The 15913-nt window shown below is 59.6% G+C and carries 14 protein-coding genes and 2 pseudogenes; 12 read left to right on the top strand and 4 right to left on the bottom strand.

Going from position 1 to position 15913, the window contains the following annotated elements:
• Positions 1-27: 27 nt before the first annotated feature.
• Both ACSQ87_RS29340 and ACSQ87_RS29345 read right to left on the bottom strand, forming a co-directional pair.
• Entirely contained in the window at positions 28-330 is a 303-nt protein-coding gene (locus ACSQ87_RS29340; RefSeq protein ID WP_008149648.1) for a cell division protein ZapA, read from the bottom strand.
• A complete protein-coding gene (locus ACSQ87_RS29345) occupies positions 327-557 on the bottom strand; it encodes a hypothetical protein (protein ID WP_008149645.1) in 231 nt (76 codons plus the stop codon). Before ACSQ87_RS29345 ends, ACSQ87_RS29340 begins: the two co-directional genes overlap by 4 nt.
• Positions 558-846: 289 nt before the next feature.
• On the opposite strand from ACSQ87_RS29345, the pseudogene ACSQ87_RS29350 reads away from it, so the two are divergent.
• The 5 genes and pseudogenes from ACSQ87_RS29350 to selO form a co-directional block, all read left to right on the top strand.
• A pseudogene (locus tag ACSQ87_RS29350) lies at positions 847-1602 on the top strand (MCP four helix bundle domain-containing protein); the annotation flags it as partial.
• Positions 1594-2457, top strand: a complete 864-nt coding sequence (locus ACSQ87_RS29355) for a methyl-accepting chemotaxis protein (RefSeq protein ID WP_371922129.1) — start codon at positions 1594-1596, stop codon at positions 2455-2457. The pseudogene ACSQ87_RS29350 and the gene ACSQ87_RS29355, both read left to right, overlap by 9 nt.
• A gap of 335 nt (positions 2458-2792) precedes the next feature.
• Positions 2793-4535, top strand: coding sequence for a potassium/proton antiporter (locus ACSQ87_RS29360; protein ID WP_223431084.1), 1743 nt, complete (start codon positions 2793-2795; stop codon positions 4533-4535).
• 34 nt (positions 4536-4569) lie between these two features.
• Entirely contained in the window at positions 4570-7920 is a 3351-nt protein-coding gene (gene mscK / locus ACSQ87_RS29365; protein ID WP_436274924.1) for a mechanosensitive channel MscK, read from the top strand.
• Between the two features lie 48 nt (positions 7921-7968).
• Entirely contained in the window at positions 7969-9432 is a 1464-nt protein-coding gene (selO, locus tag ACSQ87_RS29370; RefSeq protein ID WP_436274925.1) for a protein adenylyltransferase SelO, read from the top strand.
• 6 nt (positions 9433-9438) lie between these two features.
• Here selO and ACSQ87_RS29375 read toward each other — a convergent pair.
• A pseudogene (locus ACSQ87_RS29375) lies at positions 9439-9922 on the bottom strand (helix-turn-helix domain-containing protein).
• 207 nt (positions 9923-10129) lie between these two features.
• Here ACSQ87_RS29375 and trxC point away from each other — a divergent pair.
• A complete protein-coding gene (trxC, locus tag ACSQ87_RS29380) occupies positions 10130-10564 on the top strand; it encodes a thioredoxin TrxC (protein ID WP_123366912.1) in 435 nt (144 codons plus the stop codon).
• A gap of 7 nt (positions 10565-10571) precedes the next feature.
• Here trxC and ACSQ87_RS29385 read toward each other — a convergent pair whose 3' ends face one another.
• Positions 10572-11342, bottom strand: a complete 771-nt coding sequence (locus tag ACSQ87_RS29385; protein ID WP_436274926.1) for a ParA family protein — start codon at positions 11340-11342, stop codon at positions 10572-10574.
• Between the two features lie 321 nt (positions 11343-11663).
• Here ACSQ87_RS29385 and ACSQ87_RS29390 point away from each other — a divergent pair, with 321 nt between their 5' ends.
• Genes ACSQ87_RS29390 through ACSQ87_RS29415 form a run of 6 tightly spaced genes read left to right on the top strand, consistent with a single transcriptional unit; the run spans position 11664 to position 15900 of the window.
• Positions 11664-12389 carry a beta-ketoacyl synthase chain length factor gene (locus tag ACSQ87_RS29390; protein WP_223431088.1) on the top strand — a complete coding sequence of 242 codons (726 nt, stop codon included), beginning with the start codon at positions 11664-11666 and terminating at the stop codon, positions 12387-12389.
• Positions 12365-13174, top strand: coding sequence for a lysophospholipid acyltransferase family protein (locus ACSQ87_RS29395; protein ID WP_223431089.1), 810 nt, complete (start codon positions 12365-12367; stop codon positions 13172-13174). The genes ACSQ87_RS29390 and ACSQ87_RS29395 overlap by 25 nt, the downstream gene beginning before the upstream one ends.
• Positions 13155-13415, top strand: coding sequence for a phosphopantetheine-binding protein (locus ACSQ87_RS29400; protein ID WP_008149626.1), 261 nt, complete (start codon positions 13155-13157; stop codon positions 13413-13415). Before ACSQ87_RS29395 ends, ACSQ87_RS29400 begins: the two co-directional genes overlap by 20 nt.
• A gap of 9 nt (positions 13416-13424) precedes the next feature.
• A complete protein-coding gene (locus ACSQ87_RS29405) occupies positions 13425-13679 on the top strand; it encodes an acyl carrier protein (protein ID WP_403103174.1) in 255 nt (84 codons plus the stop codon).
• Positions 13676-14221: a membrane protein gene (locus tag ACSQ87_RS29410; RefSeq protein WP_046045640.1), complete on the top strand. Its 546-nt coding sequence runs from the start codon at positions 13676-13678 to the stop codon at positions 14219-14221. Before ACSQ87_RS29405 ends, ACSQ87_RS29410 begins: the two co-directional genes overlap by 4 nt.
• Entirely contained in the window at positions 14218-15900 is a 1683-nt protein-coding gene (locus ACSQ87_RS29415) for an AMP-binding protein (RefSeq protein WP_436274927.1), read from the top strand. Before ACSQ87_RS29410 ends, ACSQ87_RS29415 begins: the two co-directional genes overlap by 4 nt.
• Positions 15901-15913: the final 13 nt, after the last annotated feature.

The raw sequence follows: 15913 nt of genomic DNA on the forward strand, positions 1-15913 counted from the left end.
TTATTCTTTGGTTGTGCGCAAAGCCGATCAGGCCTGATTGATCGTCTTGGAGATCACTTCAACCGTGGCGCTGACTTGCTCTTGGTAACGGTCGAGTTCCTGCTTGTGCTGTTTCTGCATTTCGATCTGCTGGGAGCACAGATTCATCGCGGCCAGCACCAGCAAGCGGTCACCGATCAGCGTCGGGTACTTCCGTTTGGTGTCGGCCAGGGCAGCCTTCAGCATTAACGCGGCGTCCAGCAGGGTTTGCTCTTCCCCGGCCGGCGCCTTGATCGAATAGTCCTCCCCCAGGATCGAGACGACTTTTACCCCTGCGGCGCCGTGATTCATGCGCTGACCGGGCCGGCGCTGACGCGCTCAACCAGGGCCTGGATACGTGCAGCGGTAGCACCTTGTTTCTCTTCCTGTTCCATCAGGCTCAGCTGCAGGCTTTCGTTTTCATCCTTGGCCTGGGCCAGTTCTGCGCTCAGGGTTTGGTTGGTGCCGAGCAGGGTCTGGTTCTGTTGCACCAGGTCGCTGACCAGCTGTTCCAATTGGCTTAGGGATGCTTCCAACATTTTGATTTTCCGGGCATTTTCAAAGGGCGCGTACGATAAAGAAAAGTCACCACGGATGCCAGGGTTATTGGGGCGCAAGGCCTTGATTTTGCTGGCGGGCGACCTTTCTCGCGAACTTTAAAGACTGTGATTGGCGGATCTGGTTCCTGCACTTCGTCGCCGGAGCAGTTGTGCGAAAAAACGCGCAGGGCCTCAAGACTTTAGTCGTATGACCGATAAGTCACCCATACGTCAGTCTCAGCGCCGCACGGATGCGCTCATTTCGGTAAACACCATGTCCCTTCGTAATATGAATATCGCTCCACGGGCGTTCCTCGGTTTTGCCCTGATTGGCGGCCTGATGCTGATTCTGGGTGTGTTTTCTTTGAACCAGATGAGCAAGATTCGCGGCGCCGCCGAGGACATCACCTCAAGCAGCGTGCCGAGCATCAAAAGCCTCGACGAGTTCACGCAACTCACCCTGCGCCTGCGGGTGTTGTCCTACCGTTTGCTGGTGAACCGCGAGCCGGACGTCCAGCAAAAGACCATGGAACTGCTGGAAACCCGCAATCAGCAGATTCGTGCCGCTCAGGCGCCTTACGAAAAACTGATCAGCAGCCCGCAGGAACGTTCAGCCTACGACCAATACGTGCAGTTGCTCAGCCAGTACCGTCAGATCGAAGACCGCATGAAGACCCTGTCGCGCAACAATCAGGTGGATGAACTGCGCACCTTGCTCAACACCGATTTGCTGACCAACTCCGAAGCGGTCAATGCCGTGTTGAACCGCCTTCTGGAGATCAACACTCAGCAGACCCTCGACACCAATCAGCAAGCCGCCGACCAGTACTCTTCGGCCTTCAACCTGGTGGTCACCCTGCTGGTGATCGCGACCGGCCTGACCCTGCTTTTCGCCTGGTTGCTGACCAACAGCATCACCAAGCCGATCGCCAATGCCCTGAGCGCCGCCGAAGAAATTGCTGAAGGCAACCTGACTCGCCCGATCACAGTCGATGGTAAGGATGAAGCCGGCCGCTTGCTGCTGGCCATGTCGAAGATGCAGGACAAGCTGCGCGACACCCTGCAACGGATTTCCGGCTCCGCCACGCAACTGGCGTCCGCTGCTGAAGAACTCAACAGTGTCACCGACGAAAGCGCCCGTGGCCTGACCCAGCAGAACAACGAAATCGAACAGGCCGCCACCGCGGTCAACGAAATGACCAGCGCCGTGGAAGAAGTCGCGCGCAATGCCGTCAGCACGTCCGAAGCCTCGAAAAATGCCACCACCTCCGCCGGTGATGGCCGTGACCTGGTGCAGGAAACCGTCAGCGCCATCGAACGCATGAGCGCCGATGTGCAGAGCACCGCGACCCTGATCGGCGATCTGGCTAATGAGTCCCGTGACATTGGCAAAGTGTTGGACGTGATTCGCGGTCTGGCTGACCAGACCAATTTGCTGGCATTGAACGCGGCGATCGAAGCTGCCCGTGCCGGTGAGGCCGGTCGTGGTTTTGCCGTAGTAGCGGATGAGGTCCGTGCCCTCGCGCATCGCACCCAGCAGTCGACCAGCGAAATCGAACGCATGATCGGCAGCATCCAGAGCGGTACCGAGCACGCGGTGGATTCGATGCGCAACAGCACCGAGCGCGCCGAGTCGACGTTGAACATCGCTCGTGGTGCTGGCATGTCGCTCGACACTATTAATAGCGCCATCGTCGAAATCAACGAACGCAACCTGGTCATCGCCAGCGCTGCCGAAGAGCAGGCGCAAGTCGCCCGTGAAGTGGATCGCAACCTGGTGAACATCCGTGATCTGTCGGTGCAGTCGGCGACCGGGGCTAACCAGACCAGTGCCGCGAGCAATGAGCTGTCGCGGTTGGCGCTGGACCTGAACAATATGGTTGGGCGGTTTAGCCTCTGATCGGGATTTGGGGGTGCTTTCAAGAGCCACCCCTCACCCCAGCCCTCTCCCCACGGGGGAGAGGGGGAAAGGGAGCAGATCTTCATGCTTTCCAAAGCCTGAGTTCGACGCGGAATTTCAGGTCGATGTAGCTCGAGAGAACAACTCAGTCAGTCCCCTCGCCCCTTTGGGGAGAGGGTTAGGGTGAGGGGTCGGTTTCAAGTCGAACAAAAATCTAGACTACCCACCGTCAAAAAAGCTTTTTGACAGCATCACATTTCAACAGGTTAGAATCGCTGGCACGCAGACTGCATGGTCAGTTTGCGCCCGCCTTTCAGCTTTCTGGAGTACTGCCTTTGAATGCGACGACCATCAACAGCCTGTTCTTGATCGGCGCGTTGCTGGTAGGTGCAAGCATTCTGGTGAGCTCACTTTCATCGCGTCTCGGTATCCCGATTCTGGTGATCATCCTCGCGGTGGGCATGTCGGCCGGCGTCGATGGCGCCGGCATTATTTTCGATAACTACCCAACGGCTTATCTGGTCGGCAACCTCGCGCTGGCAGTCATCCTGCTCGACGGCGGCTTGCGCACCCGGGTTTCCAGCTTCCGCGTGGCGTTATGGCCGGCGCTGTCGCTGGCGACGGTCGGGGTGTTGATCACCACCGGGCTGACCGGCATGGCCGCCGCGTGGCTGTTCAATCTGAACCTCATTCAAGGCTTGCTGATTGGCGCGATTGTCGGCTCCACCGATGCCGCGGCAGTGTTCTCGCTGCTCGGTGGCAAAGGCCTGAACGAACGGGTGACCGCCAGCCTCGAGATCGAATCCGGCAGCAACGACCCGATGGCGGTGTTCCTCACCGTGACCCTGATCGACATGCTCGCCAGCGGCCAGACCGGTCTGCATTGGAGCCTGCTCGGGCACTTGATGCGTGAGTTCGGTATCGGTGCTGTCGTCGGCCTGGGCGGCGGCTGGGTCATGCTGCAACTGGTCAACCGCATCCACTTGGCCACCGGCCTGTATCCGATTCTGGTCATTGCTGGCGGACTGGTCGTGTTTGCCCTGACCAACGCCTTGCATGGCAGCGGCTTTTTGGCGGTTTATCTGTGCGGCCTGATCATCGGCAACCGCCCGGTGCGCAGCCGCCACGGCATTTTGCACATGCTCGACGGCATGGCCTGGCTGGCGCAAATCGGCATGTTCCTGGTGCTGGGGCTGCTGGTGACGCCCCATGACTTGTTGCCGATTGCCCTGCCCGCTCTGGGCCTGGCGCTGTGGATGATTCTGTTTGCCCGGCCGCTGTCGGTAATGGTCGGTCTGCTGCCGTTCAAGGCGTTCCATGGACGCGAGAAGGCGTTCATTTCCTGGGTCGGGTTACGCGGCGCGGTCCCGATCATTCTGGCGGTGTTCCCGCTGATGGCCGGCCTGCCCAATGCTCAACTCTATTTCAACCTCGCCTTCTTTATCGTGTTGGTATCGCTGCTGGTGCAGGGTACGAGCCTGCCGTGGGTGGCGAAGCTTTTGAAAGTGACCGTTCCGCCGGAGCCGGCGCCGATCTCCCGCGCAGCTCTGGAAGTGCACGTCACCAGTGAGTGGGAGCTGTTCGTTTATCGCCTCGGTGCCGAGAAATGGTGCATCGGCTCGCCCCTTCGCGAGCTGAAAATGCCCGAAGGCACTCGCATTGCAGCCCTGTTTCGTCGCCAGCAACTGCTCCATCCGTCGGGTAGTACAGTGCTCGAAGTCGACGATTTGCTGTGCGTAATCGGCCATGAACACAACCTTCCGGCCCTCGGAAAACTCTTCAGTCAGGCACCGCAACGGGGCCTCGATCTGCGCTTCTTCGGCGACTTCGTACTCGAAGGAGACGCCCAGCTGGCTGCGGTTGCGGCGCTGTACGGGTTGAAAGTGGAAGGCATCGATCCGGACATGTCGCTCGGCCACTTCATTGCCCAGAAAGTGGGTGGTGCCCCAGTAGTCGGTGACCAGGTGGAGTGGAACAACACCATTTGGACCGTCGCGGTCATGGAGGGGAACAAGATCGGCAAAGTAGGCGTCAGATTCCCCGAAGGAAGTCGCCCCGGTCCGGGACTCTTCCTCTAAACTCCACACTTCGTCTCGTTTTCGATCGGTCTCTATGTCAACCCTGCGCACCTTTTTCATCATGGCCCTGCTGGGCTTGAGTCTTTCTGTCGGTACATTGCAAGCGGCCGAACCGCCGTCCAGCGAAGCCGTGCAGGCGAACCTGGACAAGATCGCCGACCGCAAACTGCCGGAAGCCGATCAGAAAGCCCTGCAGAGCATCCTGCAAAGCACGCTGACACAGCTCAACAACCAGCGTGATTACGAGCAGAAACTGGCCGATCTCAAACAGCAACTGGCCAACGCTCCAAAGCAGAACATCGAGAACCTGCGAGAACTGACCAAGCTCAAAGCCAGCAAAGTGCTGCCAGTACCGCAGCGCTATGCCAAAGAGCCTATTCAGCAACTGGAGCAAATGCTCACCGAGCGCTCCACCCAGCAAAGCGATCTGCAGAAATCCCTGGCTGATGCCAATAGTCTGGTGATTACTGCCCAGACCCGCCCCGAGCGCGCACAGGCCGAAATTTCCACCAGCCAGACACGCATCCAGCAGATCAACAACATCCTCAAGGCCGGCAAGGACGCCGGCAAGACCTTGACCCCTGAGCAACGCGACCTGCTCAACGCCGAACTCGCGGCACTGAACGCTCTGATCCCGTTGCGTCGCCAGGAACTGGCCGGTAACAGCCAGTTGCAGGACTTGGGCAAAAGCCAACATGACTTGCTCTCGGAAAAATCCGATCGTCTGGATCAGGAAATCCAGGAGCTGCAAAACCTGATCAACCAGAAGCGCCTGGCCCAGTCCCAGGAGACGGTGACGCAGCAATCCATCGAAGCGCAGAAGTCCGGCGGCAGCAGCCTGCTGGCTACCGAAAGCGCGGCCAACCTGAAGCTTTCGGACTACCTGCTCAAAAGTACTGACCGACTCAACGAAGTCACCCAGCAGAACCTGCAGACCAAGCAGCAACTGGACAACGTGACCCAGAGCGATTCGGCGCTGGACGAGCAAATCAACGTGCTCAAGGGCAGCCTGCTGCTCTCCAAGATTCTCTACAAACAGAAACAGGCCCTGCCACGCCTCAGGCTCGACCGTGACCTGGCCGACCAGATCGCCGACATTCGCCTGTATCAATTCGAAGTCAGCCAGCAACGGGAACTGCTCAGCAACCCGGCGACCTACGTCGACAACCTGCTGTCGACTCAGCCTCCCGAGCAGGTGACCCCGCAACTGCGCAAGAGCCTGCTGGAACTGGCCACGACCCGCGCCGACCTGCTGGAGCGGCTGAACCGTGAACTCAGCGCGGTGCTCAACGAATCCATCACGTTGCAACTCAATCAGAAGCAACTGCTCAGCACCGCGCAAAGCCTGCGGGCGACCCTCGATGAGCAGATGTTCTGGATTCCCAGCAATAAACCGCTGGACCCGGAGTGGATGCGCGCCGTGCCTGAGCGTCTTGAACGTCAGGTCACCACGCTGCCGTGGGCGTCCAGCCTGAGCGAATTAAGTGACGGCCTGACCCAACGGCCACTGCTGTTCCTGCCCCTGGCACTGTTGATCGGTGCCCTGCTGTGGCGGCGCAAAAGCCTGTATGCCCGACTGAGCAAAGTTCACCAGGACATCGGTCACTTCAAACGTGACAGCCAGTGGCACACGCCGCAGGCAATCCTGATCAACATTTTGCTGGCGATGCCGGTCTCCCTGGGCCTGGCCTTGTGTGGCCTGGCCTTGCAAATCGACGCCCGCGGACAGAACGCGAACATGGGCGCAGCGCTGCTGCAAATGGCCCAGGCCTGGCTAGTGTTCTACACCGCTTACCGGATCCTCGCGCCGGGCGGCGTGGCCGAACTGCATTTCCGCTGGGAAAAACCTCAGGTCGAATTCCTGCAGGGCTGGGTCCGTCGACTCGGGCTGGTGGTCATGGCGTTGGTCGCGGTGGTGGCAGTCGCCGAGCTGCAACCCGCAACCCTGGCCGATGACGTACTCGGCATGCCGGTGGTGCTGACCTGCTACGCGTTGATGGCCTGGCTGCTCAGCCGCCTGCTGATCAGCAGCCCGACTCACCAGAACGCTTCGCTGTTCCGCAAGGCCGTGGGAATAATGTTCACCGTCCTGCCTGTGGCGCTGTTCGTGGCGGTGTGTTTTGGCTACTACTACACCGCACTGAAGCTCAGTGACCGGTTGATCAACACCCTTTACCTGCTGATGTTCTGGCTGGTGATCGAGGCCACCTTCGTGCGCGGCCTCAGCGTTGCGGCACGCCGTCTGGCCTACCAGCGCGCCCTGGCCAAACGCCAGGCTGCGAAAGAGGCCGGCGATGGCGAAGCGGTGATCGAAGAGCCAACGCTGGACATCGAGAAAGTCAACGAACAGTCCCTGCGCCTGATCCGCCTGGCACTGCTTGGCGGTTTCATCGCGGCGTTGTACTGGGTCTGGTCGGACCTGATCTCTGTGTTCTCGTACCTGGATAACGTCACCCTCTACGAATACACCAGCGGCACCGGCGCCAACATGAGCATGGTGCCGATCAGCATTGGCGACATGCTCGGCGCGCTGATCATCATCGGCATCACCTTCGCCCTCGCGCGCAACTTGCCGGGGTTGCTGGAAGTGTTGGTGCTGTCGAAGCTGAACCTGGCTCAGGGCAGTGCCTATGCCACCACCACCTTGCTGTCTTACGTGATCGCTGGCATCGGTTTCGTCTCGACCCTGTCGACGCTCGGCGTGAGTTGGGACAAGTTGCAATGGCTGGTGGCAGCGCTGTCGGTGGGCCTCGGTTTCGGGATGCAGGAAATCTTCGCCAACTTCATCTCAGGGATCATGATCCTGTTCGAACGTCCGGTGCGGATCGGCGACACCATCACCATTGGTAACCTGTCGGGCACGGTGAGCAAGATCCGTATCCGCGCCACGACCATCACCGACTTCGACCGCAAGGACATCATTGTCCCGAACAAGACGTTCATCACCGGGCAACTGATCAACTGGTCCCTGACAGACACCATCACCCGAGTGACCCTCAAGCTCGGTGTCGATTACGGTTCGGACCTGGACCTGGTCAAGGAGTTGCTGCTCAAGGCCGCGCGCGATAACCCGCGCGTGCTGAAAGACCCGGAACCCCACGTGTACTTCCTGAATTTCGGCGAAAGCACCCTCGACCACGAGTTGCGCATGCATGTGCGCGACCTCGGTGACCGTAACCCGGTGCTCGATGAGGTCAACCGCTTCATCAATCGCGAGTTCAAGAAGCAGCACATCAACATCTCGTTCCGGCAGATGGAGGTTTACCTCAAGAACATCCAGGGCCAGGAATACAGAATGGTACCCGTCGATCCAGAAGCCAAAACCATTGCGCCTAAGGTGGATGGTCAAGCGCCTCAAGAGCCGCCAGCCGCCAAACTCGACTAACCGTCCTATCCCTAGCAGAATGCTCGGACATTCTGCTGGAGATGGCCCTTGAAAGCCCTCGACGAACTGACCTTCGATAATCGTTTCGCCCGCCTGGGCGATACGTTTTCCGCCCACGTGCTGCCCGAGCCGATCGACAACCCGCGTCTGGTGGTGGCCAGCCCCGCCGCCATGGCGCTGCTCGATCTCGACCCAACCGAGGCCGAAACCCCGGAGTTCGCCGAGCTGTTCAGCGGCCACAAACTCTGGGCCGACGCGATCCCGAGGGCGATGGTCTATTCAGGTCATCAGTTCGGTTCCTACAACCCACAGTTGGGTGATGGTCGCGGTCTGTTGCTGGGCGAGGTCTACACCGAGGCCGGCGAGCACTGGGACCTGCACCTCAAGGGTGCTGGCCAGACGCCCTTTTCGCGTATGGGTGATGGGCGGGCGGTGCTGCGGTCCTCGATCCGCGAATTTCTTGCCTCCGAAGCGCTGTATGCCCTGAACATCCCGACCACCCGCGCCCTATGCGTAATCGGCTCCGACACGCCGGTGTGGCGCGAGAAGCAGGAACGCGCGGCCATGGTCCTGCGCATGGCGCCGAGCCATGTGCGTTTCGGGCATTTCGAATATTTCTACTACACCAAACGCCCCGAGAAGCAGAAAGAACTCGGCGACCACGTACTGGCCATGCATTTCCCGGAATGCCTGGAACAGCCGGAACCGTACCTGGCGATGTTTCGCGAAATCGTCGAGCGCAATGCCGAACTGATCGCCAAATGGCAGGCCTATGGCTTCTGCCACGGCGTGATGAACACCGACAACATGTCGATCCTCGGCATTACCTTCGACTACGGCCCGTTCGCCTTCCTCGACGACTTCGACGCCCACTTCATCTGCAACCACTCCGATGACCAGGGCCGTTATTCCTACAGCAACCAGGTGCCAATCGGCCAGTGGAACCTCAGCGCCCTCGCCCAGGCCCTGACGCCGTTCATCAGCGTCGAAGCCCTGCGTGAAACCCTCGGCCTGTACTTCCCGCTGTACCAGGCCCATTACCTGGACCTGATGCGCCGCCGCCTCGGTTTCACCAAGGCCGAAGACGATGACCAGAAACTGCTGGAGCACCTGCTGCAACTGATGCAGAACAGTGGCGTCGACTACAGCCTGTTCTTCCGCCGTTTGGGAGACGAATCACCTGAACTGGCCGTCGCCCGTTTGCGCGATGACTTCGTCGACATCAAAGGCTTCGATGCCTGGGGCGAGCTCTACATCGCCCGGGTGACGCGTGAAGGCGAGGTTGATCAGGAGCAGCGTCGCAAACGCATGCACGCCGTCAATCCGCTATACATCCTGCGTAACTACCTGGCGCAGAAAGCCATTGATGCGGCAGAGAGTGGCGACTATTCAGAGGTTCGTCGGTTGCACGCGGTGCTGAGTAATCCGTTCAAGGAGCAGCCAGGGATGGAGAGTTATGCCGAGCGGCCGCCGGAGTGGGGCAAGCATCTGGAGATCAGTTGCTCTTCCTGAACCCGGTCAGATAAAGGTCTCCACCGACACTCCGAAGCGCTCGGCCAACCAGCGGATCTGCCGCAGGTTGAGCTGACGCTTGCCGCTCAAGATCTCGGAGACCACCGATTGGGTGCCGACGCCGGGCAGCTCGCTTTGGCTCAATCCGTGTTCGCGCATCAAGTAGCCGAGGACGTCGACACCGCTGGGCTTCGGCATTGGGTGATGCTTGTGATCCCACTCCTCAATTGTCTTTACTTTGCGGTTTATGCAGGAGCGGAGAGGCGAACTCCCAGTTCTCGACTGCATTTTTGCTCGTGACGGAACACTGCTGTGCTTGTAGTGCTTTCAGCTTTCCATTTTGATCCGCATTCGGATCCCACCAGACATCTTCGTGACCCACATAGTCCCCTTCTTGCGCAAAAGCAGTCCGGGCATTCAGAGCTTTGACACAATCAGGGTCACTGAGAAGCTCTGAAATGCGGTAGCGCGATGAAGCTTTAGCGATCATTGGCCCGAAGACTCCCAAAGTGAAACGCCCTTTTTTGAAGCTGCTCACATTAAAAGCCCAACAATTCGCAGCCAATCAGCCGCGACGCCAATACGTGTAGGTCCTCTCCGCATTGACGAAGGCGATGGACTACAAACTATCTCCTTGATTAACGCCACCTTCGACACCAGATCAGTTCTAGATTGCCCACTCATTCAGAGTACGACCATGTCCGACCCACTCCTCATCCCCTGCCCCCACTGCAACGGCCTCAACCGCATCCCCGCCGAACGCCTCAACGACCATCCAAAATGCGGCCGCTGCAAAGCCGAAGTCCTGCTGAATAAACCCTTCGAACTGAAGCAAAGCGATTACGCCAGCCAGATCAAAGGCGATCTGCCGCTGCTGGTGGACGTTTGGGCGGATTGGTGTGGGCCGTGCAAGTCGTTTGCGCCGGTGTTCGAGCAGGCGGCGGTGCAATTGGCAGGCAAGTGTCGACTGGCCAAGCTGGACAGCGAGGCAAACCAGCAGCTGTCAGCGCAGTTGGGGATCCGTTCGATCCCGAGTCTGATTCTGTTCAAAAACGGCCGGGAAGTGGCGCGTCAGAGTGGCGCCTTCCCGTTACCGCAGTTGATGAGCTGGTTGCGTAGCCAAGGAATCTGAAGAGCAGTCAGGAATTTTCCAGCAGGTTGTGCAGATCGACGAATTGCTGCGTCAGCTTATGACGCGGATCGAGGTGGATCAGCGGCGTGTTGGCCTGGTGGGATTCACGCATGCGTACCGAACTGCCCAAGTACACCGGTAACACCGGCAGGCCTTCGGCGATCAGTTCGTCGAGAATTTGCTGGGGCAGACTGGCGCGGGCCTGGAACTGGTTGACGACAATCCCTTCAACTTCCAGCCCCTCGTTATGGTCATCCTTCAATTCTTCGATTTCCGCCAACAACCCGTAAAGAGCCTGACGCGAGAAGCTGTCGCAATCGAAGGGAATCAGCACACGATCAGCGGCAATCAACGCAGATACCGCGTAGAAATTCAGCGCTGGCGGGGTATCGAGGTAGATCCGGTCGTAATCGCCGTCCAGTTCCTCGAGCAATTTGCGCAGCTTGTTGATCTTGTGTTTAGCCTCAAGCTTGGGCTGCAAGTCAGCCAGCTCGGCAGTGGCAGTGATGACATGGAGGTTGTCGAACGGGGTTTCGTAGATATCGACCTGGTTTTTCTTGGAGAACGGTCCGGAAGACAGGGTCTGTTTGAAAAAGTCGGCAATGCCCATAGGAATGTCATTACCGGTGAGCCCCGTCAGGTACTGAGTGGAGTTGGCCTGGGCATCGAGATCCACCAACAGCGTGCGATAACCCTCGCTGGCGCTGACCGCCGCCAGATTGCAGGCAATGCTGGACTTGCCTACGCCACCTTTCTGATTGAACACCACGCGCCGCATGTCAAAACCTCCGTGTATCAAAGAATGACCGAGTGTAGTAGTCCACGGCGTTGCTTAGCTACCTCGCCGGCAGCGGGACTACACAGTCAGCGGCAATCTCTCAATAAAAAAACAACCAGTACCGACAGACATGTCCACCACGACGTGGATAATGGCCAAGTGACAGCCATGCACGAACCAACCGGTACATTTCATTGAGCAAAATGTAACCATCATTTGCTACACGCCCGCCGCAACGGGATAATGCGCGTCACTCGGCGCTAAGCGCTACGTAAGGTAGTTCGCGTTTTTTTGCGACTCACCGCGTCAAGGGCGGGATGAATGTCTGTGATCAATTTCAACATCGCCCAATGGCGCGCGTGGGCCCCTGGGCTCGAAAGCGTGGACGACTGGCAGGCCTGGAGCCGACAACCGGTCGTGCTTGCGAGCAGCGATGCCGCACCCGACGTCTCGTTTCTGCCGGCCATGCAGCGCCGGCGACTCAGTCGTCTGGCGCGGATGGCGTTCAGTGTCGGCTGGCCCTTGGCCGATGGCCGCCAGGACCTACCGTTGGTCTTTATTTCTCGCCACGGCGAAACCCCGCGCACTTTCGATATTCTCAGCGATCTGGCTACCGATCAGCCGCTGTCGCCGACTCAATTCAGCCTGTCCGTGCACAACGCGATCATTGGCCTGTGGTCGATCATGCGCGGCGAAACCAGCGAAATGACGGCCCTCGCGGCAGCCGGCGACGGCCTTGAACACGGCATGCTAGAGGCCGCGGCTTTGCTTTCCGAAGGTGCTCCCGCGGTACTGCTGATCGTCACCGAAGAGCAACCGCCCGAAGCCTACTCGACCTGGATCGACGACGTGCCGTTCCCTTACGCGGTCGGCTTGTTGATCACCCCCGGAAATGACTGGCAGCTGTCCCTGAACAGCGGCTCGGATGAGTTGTCCAAAACCCACTGGCCCCATGCCCTGAACCTATTGAGTACCCTGCTCGGCCAGCAGACCACCTGCCAACATGCCTGGAAAAATCGTGTATGGACCTGGCAACGCAACCTGTAACCGAAAAAAACCGCGACGCCTATTACTGGCGCCTGCTGGCTACCGCCGCAAGCTTCACCCTGTTCGGGTTGGGCGGGCTGTGCCTGCGGCTTGTGGTTTTCCCGCTACTGAACTGCCTGCCCGGCGATGCCCGGACACACCGGCGGCGAGCGCGGCACACCGTCGCTCGCCTGTTCTGGTTTTTTGTGCGGTTCATGGCCCGCACCGGCGTGCTGACTTACGACATCCAGGGCGCCGAAAAACTCGGTCGACCGGGGCAAATGATCATTGCCAATCACCCGTCACTGATTGATGTGGTGTTCCTGATCGGCCTGGTGCGCCACGCCAACTGCGTGGTCAAGAAAAGCCTCTGGGAGAACCCTTTTACCCGCGGCCCGCTACGTTGCATCGAATACATCAGCAATGACGGCAGCATGGAAATGCTCGATGCCGCTGCCGACGCGCTGAAAAGCGGCCAGACCCTGATCATCTTTCCTGAAGGCACCCGCACTCAGCCCGGTCAGGCGCCAGCCTTCCATCGGGGTGCTGCGGCAATCGCTCTGCGGGGTGCGAAAATCCTCACCCCGGTGATCATCAAGGTCAGCCCGACCACGTTGACCAAGGCCGAGCCCTGGTATCGGATCCCCAAACGCCGTGTGCACTTCAGTTTCCGTGTCGGGGCCGATATAGACCCACAAGCCTTCGCCGCGCTGGGCCCTGCTCCTCAGGCCTCGCGCAAGCTCAATGACTATTTGCATCATTACTATATTAAGGAGCTCGCCGAAGATGAGCGATCTACACCGTGAAATCAAAGAACTGATCATCGACGCCCTGGGCCTTGAAGACATCAGCGCACAAGACATCGGCGACGACCAGACGCTGTTCGGCGAAGGCTTGGGCCTGGATTCGGTAGACGCTCTGGAACTCGGCCTGGCCATCCAGAAAAAATACGGCATCAAAATCGACGCCGACGCCAAAGACACCCGCAATCACTTCAGCAACGTGGCGAGCCTTGCGGCGTTCGTCACTGCAAAACAGGCAGCTTGAGACCGGACCATGCAAACTCGTGACGACATCTTCAACACCCTGCGCGATGCTCTGGTCGAACTCTTCGAGCTGGCCCCCGAGCGCGTAAGCCTCGAATCCAACCTGTATCAGGACCTGGAAATCGACAGCATTGACGCGGTCGACCTGATCGATCACATCAAACGCCAGACTGGCAAGAAAATCGCTGCCGAAGAGTTCAAATCGGTGCGTACCGTCAGCGACGTGGTCGAGGCGGTCTACCGTCTGGTTCAGCCGGCCGCATGAGCCGACTGATCGGCCTCGGCCTGCTGCTGGCGGGCCTGCTGTACCCCTTCGCGGTGTATTTCGGCATGGAACATTTCGCGCCGTGGCAGTTCGGTTTGCTGCTGGGCAGCCTGTGGCTGGCCCGGGCACTGCTCGGTACGCGCAAGCCCGGCAGTCTGTGGATGGCGATCACTGCGATCACTTTTTGCCTGTTGCTGGCGCTGTTCGACAGCCCGCTGTTGCTGCGCTGGTACCCGGTGCTGATCAGTGCGTTCATGCTCGGGCTGTTTGGCCTGAGCTTGATCGTTGGCCCGCCGATCATCGAACGCCTGGCGCGTTTGCGCGAACCGCAACTGCCGGCCAAGGCGATTGTTTATACCCGCCAGGTGACGATCGTCTGGTGCGTGTTTTTCTTCTGTAACGGTTTGCTCGCCGCCGCCCTGACCCTCTGGGCGCCGCTGAGTTGGTGGATGTTGTACACCGGCCTGATTTCCTACGGATTGATGGGCCTGCTGTTTGCCATTGAATGGCTGATACGACAACGGGTACGAGGCCACCCATGAATTGGATAAAACTTGAGCACCTGTTGCTCAAGGCGCAACCGGAACGTGCCGTGACGGCCGAACCGGCACTGAATCACGCACAGCTTTGCGAACAGGCTTTGAGCCTCGCCGCGGGCCTGCAAGCCCAGGGGGCGCGGCGTATTGCCGTGCACCTTGAGGACGCCGCTGACCTGGCGATTGCCCTGCTGGGTGCCTGGCGCGCCGGGGTCAGCGTGCTGCTGCCCGCAGACCTGCAAGCCCAGACTCGCCTGCGCTGGTCGACCGAAGTCGATCTGTGGCTGACCGATCAGGCCGATGACGCACACCTGAGCGATTACCGCCATCCGCCGTTGATGGCCGACGCGCTGGATCTGGATCGCTGTTCGCTGAGCCTGTGCACGTCCGGCTCCAGTGGCGAGCCCAAGCGCATCGACAAAACCCTGCGCCAACTGGCCAATGAAGTCGAAGCGCTGGAGCTGCTCTGGGGCGCCGATCTTGGCGCGGCTTGCATCATCGGCAGCGTCGCCACTCAGCATATCTACGGATTGTTGTTTCGAGTGCTCTGGCCGCTGTGCGCCGGGCGCTCGTTTGTGCGCAAGCAGCTGGCATTCCCTGAAGACCTGCAGCGCGCCAGCCGTGAACACCCGGTGTTCGCCTGGGTCGCCAGCCCGGCGCTGCTCAAGCGCATGGGTGACAACCTCGACTGGCCCGCTTTAAGTGCGGTCCGCCGAGTATTTTCTTCCGGTGGCGCCCTCCCGGCCGAGGCCGCACAAAGCCTTCAGCAACGCTTGCAGCAATGGCCGACAGAAATCCTCGGCAGCTCGGAAACCGGCGGTATCGCCTGGCGTCAGGGCCACGCGCTCTGGCAGCCCTTTGCTGACATCGAGTTGAGCCAGGACAGCGACGGCGCCCTGCTCATTGCTTCGCCGTACTTGCCTCCCGGGCATATCGAACACACCGCGGATGCCGCGCGAATCGCTGCCGACGGCCGATTCGAACTGCTCGGCCGGCTGGACCGGATCGTCAAACTGGAAGAAAAACGTATCTCTCTACCCATGCTGGAACAAGCCCTAATGGCCCACGACTGGGTCGCCGAAGCGCGTCTTGGCGTGGTTCAGGAAAACCGCGCTTCGTTGGGCGCGCTGCTGGTGCTGACCGAGTCAGGCCTGCATGCCTTGCGCAATCAGGGTCGACGCACCCTCACGCAAGAACTGCGTCAGCATTTGAACCAGCATTGCGAAGCGCTGGCGTTGCCACGTCGCTGGCGCCTGCTGCGGCAACTGCCGCTGAACGCTCAGGGCAAACTGCCCCAGGCCACCGTTGAAGCCCTGCTGCTGGCGCCACGCCCAAAGGCGCCGGAAGTGCTGGATCAGGTCGAAGTCGATGGCGAATGGAACCTGCAACTGGCGGTACCACCCGACCTCGCTTACTTCAGCGGTCACTTTCCTCAGACGCCGGTATTGCCCGGCGTGGTGCAAGTGGAGTGGGCGTTGATGCTAGGACAACAATTAATGGACCTGCCGGCAAAATTCGCCGGCATGGAAGTGCTGAAATTCCAGCAACTGGTGCGCCCTGGCGATGAAGTCCAGCTGCACCTGCGCTTCGATCCGACGCGCAGCAAGTTGTATTTCACCTATCGCAACGAGACCGCAACCTGCTCCAGCGGGCGGATCTTGCTGGAGGCGGCAGGCGATGCATAACCTTGGTGAGTGC

This window comes from Pseudomonas sp. LjRoot277 (assembly GCF_964253845.1).
Taxonomy (GTDB): domain Bacteria; phylum Pseudomonadota; class Gammaproteobacteria; order Pseudomonadales; family Pseudomonadaceae; genus Aquipseudomonas.

What these genes read in the sequence shown, in the direction of transcription:
- ACSQ87_RS29390 (WP_223431088.1), top strand. Translation starts at nt 11,664, where the DNA reads ATGTCTGTGATCAATTTCAACATCGCCCAATGGCGCGCGTGGGCCCCT.
- ACSQ87_RS29405 (WP_403103174.1), top strand. Translation starts at nt 13,425, where the DNA reads ATGCAAACTCGTGACGACATCTTCAACACCCTGCGCGATGCTCTGGTC.
- trxC (WP_123366912.1), top strand. Translation starts at nt 10,130, where the DNA reads ATGTCCGACCCACTCCTCATCCCCTGCCCCCACTGCAACGGCCTCAAC.
- ACSQ87_RS29395 (WP_223431089.1), top strand. Translation starts at nt 12,365, where the DNA reads ATGGACCTGGCAACGCAACCTGTAACCGAAAAAAACCGCGACGCCTAT.
- ACSQ87_RS29385 (WP_436274926.1), bottom strand. Translation starts at nt 11,342, where the DNA reads ATGCGGCGCGTGGTGTTCAATCAGAAAGGTGGCGTAGGCAAGTCCAGC.
- ACSQ87_RS29340 (WP_008149648.1), bottom strand. Translation starts at nt 330, where the DNA reads ATGAATCACGGCGCCGCAGGGGTAAAAGTCGTCTCGATCCTGGGGGAG.
- ACSQ87_RS29410 (WP_046045640.1), top strand. Translation starts at nt 13,676, where the DNA reads ATGAGCCGACTGATCGGCCTCGGCCTGCTGCTGGCGGGCCTGCTGTAC.
- mscK (WP_436274924.1), top strand. Translation starts at nt 4,570, where the DNA reads ATGTCAACCCTGCGCACCTTTTTCATCATGGCCCTGCTGGGCTTGAGT.
- ACSQ87_RS29415 (WP_436274927.1), top strand. Translation starts at nt 14,218, where the DNA reads ATGAATTGGATAAAACTTGAGCACCTGTTGCTCAAGGCGCAACCGGAA.
- ACSQ87_RS29355 (WP_371922129.1), top strand. Translation starts at nt 1,594, where the DNA reads ATGCAGGACAAGCTGCGCGACACCCTGCAACGGATTTCCGGCTCCGCC.
- ACSQ87_RS29345 (WP_008149645.1), bottom strand. Translation starts at nt 557, where the DNA reads ATGTTGGAAGCATCCCTAAGCCAATTGGAACAGCTGGTCAGCGACCTG.
- ACSQ87_RS29400 (WP_008149626.1), top strand. Translation starts at nt 13,155, where the DNA reads ATGAGCGATCTACACCGTGAAATCAAAGAACTGATCATCGACGCCCTG.